This is a genomic window from Deltaproteobacteria bacterium (assembly GCA_030654105.1).
In the GTDB taxonomy this organism is placed as follows: Bacteria; Desulfobacterota; SM23-61; order SM23-61; family SM23-61; genus JAHJQK01.
This window is the reverse complement of sequence record JAURYC010000071.1, coordinates 1-5,093: the sequence shown is the minus strand read 5'-3', so window position 1 is coordinate 5,093 and position 5,093 is coordinate 1. Positions and strand designations below refer to the sequence as shown.

General features: G+C 49.2%; 4 protein-coding genes. 3 read left to right on the top strand and 1 reads right to left on the bottom strand.

Annotated features, from left to right (window positions below):
• Positions 1 to 133: 133 nt before the first annotated feature.
• The gene (locus Q7V48_02835; GenBank protein MDO9209673.1) at positions 134 to 703 is read right to left on the bottom strand and encodes a potassium transporter TrkG; all 570 of its coding nucleotides are present in this window, start codon (positions 701 to 703) and stop codon (positions 134 to 136) included.
• Between the two features lie 300 nt (positions 704 to 1,003).
• Here Q7V48_02835 and Q7V48_02830 point away from each other — a divergent pair, with 300 nt between their 5' ends.
• The 3 genes from Q7V48_02830 to Q7V48_02820 all read left to right on the top strand — a co-directional run bounded on the left by Q7V48_02830 (position 1,004) and on the right by Q7V48_02820 (position 4,974).
• Positions 1,004 to 2,266, top strand: coding sequence for a CBS domain-containing protein (locus Q7V48_02830; GenBank protein ID MDO9209672.1), 1,263 nt, complete (start codon positions 1,004 to 1,006; stop codon positions 2,264 to 2,266).
• 54 nt (positions 2,267 to 2,320) lie between these two features.
• Positions 2,321 to 3,574 carry an Nramp family divalent metal transporter gene (locus Q7V48_02825; protein MDO9209671.1) on the top strand — a complete coding sequence of 418 codons (1,254 nt, stop codon included), beginning with the start codon at positions 2,321 to 2,323 and terminating at the stop codon, positions 3,572 to 3,574.
• A gap of 86 nt (positions 3,575 to 3,660) precedes the next feature.
• Entirely contained in the window at positions 3,661 to 4,974 is a 1,314-nt protein-coding gene (locus Q7V48_02820; protein MDO9209670.1) for a M23 family metallopeptidase, read from the top strand.
• Positions 4,975 to 5,093: the final 119 nt, after the last annotated feature.

The following is a 5,093-nucleotide window of genomic DNA, read 5'->3' as shown; positions in this document are numbered from 1 at the left end:
GGCCTTGACGATGATCGTCTTGATTTTCAGCTCTTTGAGGTGAAGAGTAATGAGCGTACTGGCGGCCAGGTCCTCTCCAAAGGAAATGATCACTATATCATCTTCCTGAATGCCGATGGTTTCCAGCAATGCTTTATCCGTCCCTCCCTGCAAACATCATCAAAACAATGGCCAATTTCTGGGCATCATTCAATTTGGGAGTAATCCCCATCGATAACCCTACGGTCCCAAAGGCCGAAACGGTTTCAAAAAGATATTCCACGAAAAAATGCCGGCTCTCAAGCGGCGGAAAGGTTCCCCCCGTCATTAATAACAGGACCGAAGTAATCAAAAAAACAGAGAAGGCTGAGGCAAAAATGATCAAGATGGTCCGGGTAAGGAGGTCCTTAGGAATGGTCCTCTTAAAAATGTTCACCTCCTCATTCCCTTTTAAGCGGTTCCACATCATCAGGAAAAGAAGGGAAGCGCTGGTCGTTTTAACCCCTCCACCGGTGGAGCCAGGGGAGGCTCCGATAAACATAAGGATAATTGTGAAGAGGATTGTTTCGTTGGCCAGAAGACCGATATCGACGGTATTGAAACCAGCAGTTCGCGGGACGACCGATTGGAAGAACGAAGCCAGGACTTGATTTTTAAGCGGTAAATCCTTAATGATAAAGAAAGGTCGTTCCCGATGTCGAGCACGGTCAGTCCTGTTACACATACTGCCGAGGTGGAGGTAAAGAGAGCATTTACAAAAGTGAGGGGGTGCTTGGTGGCTGAAAATGGAAACCAGAGCAGGAGGGTTCCTAATAAAATTACCCCGGCAAAACCAAGGATGAAGATCCTTTCTGGGGAGAGGGATTGGGAAAGTAGGGATTTGAATTTGACCTGCTTCTTCATCAGAATCAGCCTTTAAGAAGAGAAGTATAGATGAAAATATTCATTAGTTCTATTAAAAAAGAAAAGACTTTTAAAATTTTTCCAAGAATGTTATAAAATAAATTCCCTGGAGGTAAGCTGGATGACCATGAATTCCACCCCTCAGGTTTTTTTGTTTTTAAGCCAGATCCTGGGGAAAAAAATCGTTGATCCCGCGGGCCGGCCTTGGGGAAAAGTTTGCGACCTGGTGGTCACGATTGCAGAGTTGTACCCTCCGGTTACGGGAGTTTTCTTCACTCCGGTCGGGGAAAAAACTTCTTTCCGTTTCTCCTGGACAAGGATTCTCGAATTGGGGGAGGAGTTACGGGTAGAGCCTTTGAACGTAGAAGAACGAGCCGGAGCAAACGTGAATGAAGGAGAATTACTACTCAAAGATTCGCTGTTAGACAAACAAATTGTCGATACCCATGGGGCTAAGGTCTGGCGGGTGAATGACCTCCATCTTCTAAAAGTCAACCACAACCTGCGCCTGGTCCATGTGGACGTTGGCCTCCGGGGTCTGATGAGAAGGGTAGGCTGGGAAAAAGCCATGGACAAGTTTTTCCAATGGTTCTTTGACTATCATCTAACCGACTCTTTTATTCCCTGGAGATTCGTCCAGCCCCTTTCTTCTCCCGCCTTGTTGCGCCTAAAAGTCGCTCAACACCGCCTGGCCCAGCTGCACCCAGCGGATCTGGCAGATATTATGGAGGCATTAGACATTCACAAACGAACGGAAGTTTTTCAATCCTTAGATGTAGAGACCGCCGCTGGGGCTTTGGAGGAAACGGACCCAAAAATTCAGGTCCGCTTGATTGAAACCCTGAACCCGGCTCATGCTTCCGACATCATCGAGGAAATGTCCCCCAGCGAGGCGGCCGACCTTCTGGGAGACCTCCCCAAAGATAAAGCGGAAGGCATCCTCAAGGAAATGGAAAAAGAGATGGCTGAGGACGTCAAGGAGCTCCTGGTCCATCCCGAAGAAAAGGCCGGGGGATTGATGACCACTTCTTTCCCCGCCCTGCCTCCGTCGTCAACGGTCCAAGAAGCCCTGGAATGGCTTCGCCAGGAGGTAGAGAATCTGGATTTGATTTATTATATTTATGTCAGCGATGTTGAAGGCCACCTCTCCGGAGTGGTCAGCCTACGGGATCTTTTGGCGGCCAACCCGCAGGCCCGCCTTGCGGACTTGATGAATTCCCGGGTGGTCACCGTAACCATCGAGGAAGAAAAAGAAGAGATTGCCCAACTTTTTGCCAAGTACGGTTTCAAGGCCATCCCGGTGATGGACGAAGATAACCGGATCAAAGGGGTAATCAACTTCAAGAGTCTCCTCGATGTGGTCGCGCCTCAATTGGGGAAATGACGCCATGGAAGAAGGAGATAACCAACCTTGCCCCCACCCCCCCCCCAGACATCCATGCCGGCTGCTGCCGAAAAAGTCTCCCGCAAAGGGTTCTGGAGAACCCTGGGGATTTTCTTTGCCCTCATCGGCCCGGGGATTATCACTTCCAACGTGGACAATGATGCGGGCGGTATTACCACCTATTCCCTGGCTGGTTCCGAATTCGGCCTAACCCTCCTCTGGACTCTTATTCCCATCACCTTGGCTTTAATCGTAATTCAGGAAATGTGTGCCCGCATGGGAGTGGTCTCCGGCAAAGGTCTCTCCGATCTTATTCGCGAACGTTTTGGCGCCAAAGCCACTTTCTATTTGATGATTGCCCTTTTCCTCACCAACCTCGGCAACACGATATCGGAGTTTGCTGGCGTGGCGGCGAGTTTAGAGATCTTCGGCGTGAATAAATATATCTCCGTTCCCGTGAGTGCCTTCTTAGTCTGGTGGCTGGTGGTCAAGGGAAACTATAAATCCGTCGAGAAAGTCTTTCTGGTTGCTTGCTTTTTTTATCTCTCCTACATCATCTCCGGATTCCTGGCGAAACCGGACTGGGCCCAGATCAGCGATCAATTATTCACTCCCACCGTGCGTTTCGAGCCGGATTTCCTGACCATGGCCGTCGCCTTGGTAGGAACCACCATTGCTCCCTGGATGCAATTTTATTTGCAATCCTCGGTTGTGGACAAAGGATTAAAAGCCGAAGACTACCAATATGCCCGCATGGACGTGATCTTTGGCTCCGTGATCGTAAACATCGTAGCCTTCTTTATCATCCTGCTCTGTGCCGTCACGATTTTTCAAGCCGGGATCAAGATCGAGACCGCTCAGGATGCGGCCTTAGCGCTGGCGCCGTTAGCAGGAAAGTATTGCACCTGGTTGTTTGCTTTTGGACTGCTCAATGCCTCCTTGTTCGCCGCCTCCATTCTGCCGCTCTCTACGGCCTACACCATCTGCGAGGCTTTCGGCTGGGAATCCAGCCTCAACCGCAAATTCGAAGAAGCCCCCCAATTTTATGGCTTATATTCTTTGATGATTTTTCTGGGAATGGGGGTCGTTTTATTGCCGGATCTCCCCTTGATCTCCATCATGTTTTACTCCCAGGTGATCAACGGGGCGCTGCTTCCTTTTATTCTTATTTTCATACTGATCTTGGTCAACGACCGGAAGATCATGGGGAATTACGCCAACGGATGGATTCTCAATCTCATTTCCTATCTGACTATCGTCACCCTCATTTTCCTTTCCGGCGCGATGGTTTTTACTTCTCTGCGCTAACCCGTTTTTTTAAACTTGAAAATGATCCATTATCAGAGGTATATTTTTTATTAATATTGTTCACTTTCGTGAACATCGGAGAAGTGGTGAACGAAAATAAGATATTCAAAAGCGTTTTTTTAAAGAAAAGGAAGCGGTATTTTCTTCTTTTTTTTTCCAGCCTGCTCGGAATCACCCTGATCTTTCTTTATTTTTTACCTTCCCCTCGTGAAAAACCTCAACCGGTCAAAACTCCGGAACCTCCTCCCCTTCCCCCGGATCGGATTCTATCCGGCAAGATCGCCAGTGGCAATACTCTTTCCTCAGTGCTTCGCTCCCAGAACCTTCCCTCTGAGTTGGTGGAAGCCATTTGTAAAAACTTGAAGCCTAGGGTCAACCTGCGCAAAGTGAAACCGGGAGACTCCTTCGAAGTGCGATTAACTCCTGGAGGAGAACTGCGCAGTTTTTCCTACCAAACCAGTCCCATCGACATTTATCAGATAACGGTTCAACCTTCCGGGGAATGGCATGGTCAAAAGAAAGAAGTTCCAGTTGAAAAATATTGGGCCCGGATTTCGGGAGAGATCTCCTCCAGCCTCTTCGAAACCATGGAGGGGCTCAATGAGCAGGACCAACTGGTGCTTGACTTTGCCGGGATTTTTGCCTGGGAGATTGATTTCCATTCCGACCCCCAGCCCGGAGATCGGTTTCAAATCGTGGTAGAGAAATATTACACCGGGGAGACGTTTGTCAAATACGGCCGGACTCTCTACGCCTCCTTCCAGAGCGGAACCAAAGTCCAACAAGCGATTTATTTCCGGGGTTCTGGTAAATACGGGAGTTATTACACGGCCAAAGGAGAATCCCTGCAGAAAGCCTTTTTACGGTCCCCCCTGCAGTTTACCCGGATTAGTTCCGGTTATTCGAAATCACGGCGGCATCCTATTCTGGGGGGATTCCGCCCTCATTATGGAGTTGATTATGCCGCCCGGGAAGGTAGCCCAGTTTGGGCCATCGCGGAAGGGACCGTCACTCTCTGCGGATGGAACGGGGGATACGGGGAACAGGTTATCATCAAACACACCAAGGGTTATCAATCCATGTACGGACACCTCAGCCGGTTTGCCCCCGGGATCCGCAAGGGGAAAGTGGTCCGCCAGAAACAGTTAATCGGCTATGTCGGCTCTACCGGCCTTTCCACGGGCTCGCATTTGGATTTTCGCCTCTTGCGGAACAATGTTTTCCGTAATCCTTTGCGAGAAATTTCTCCTCGGGCTGCTTCTTTGAGGAAAGATCAATTGGCGGAATTCGACCAGGTTAAAGACCCACTGCTTCTCTGGATGAACGATCCTTCCCACAAAAAATATCGCCAAGTGACCTCGTTGACCTCCAAAGACTTAGAGAAGACAGGTAATAGGTAATAGGCGATGGGCGATGGGAAAGACTATGATCAAAAACAAGAAAGGGGAAGAAGGCCAAAAAACATGAGGGCGGTGATCCAAAGAGTAATTCGGGCGCAAGTCCGAGTCGAAGGAAAAAT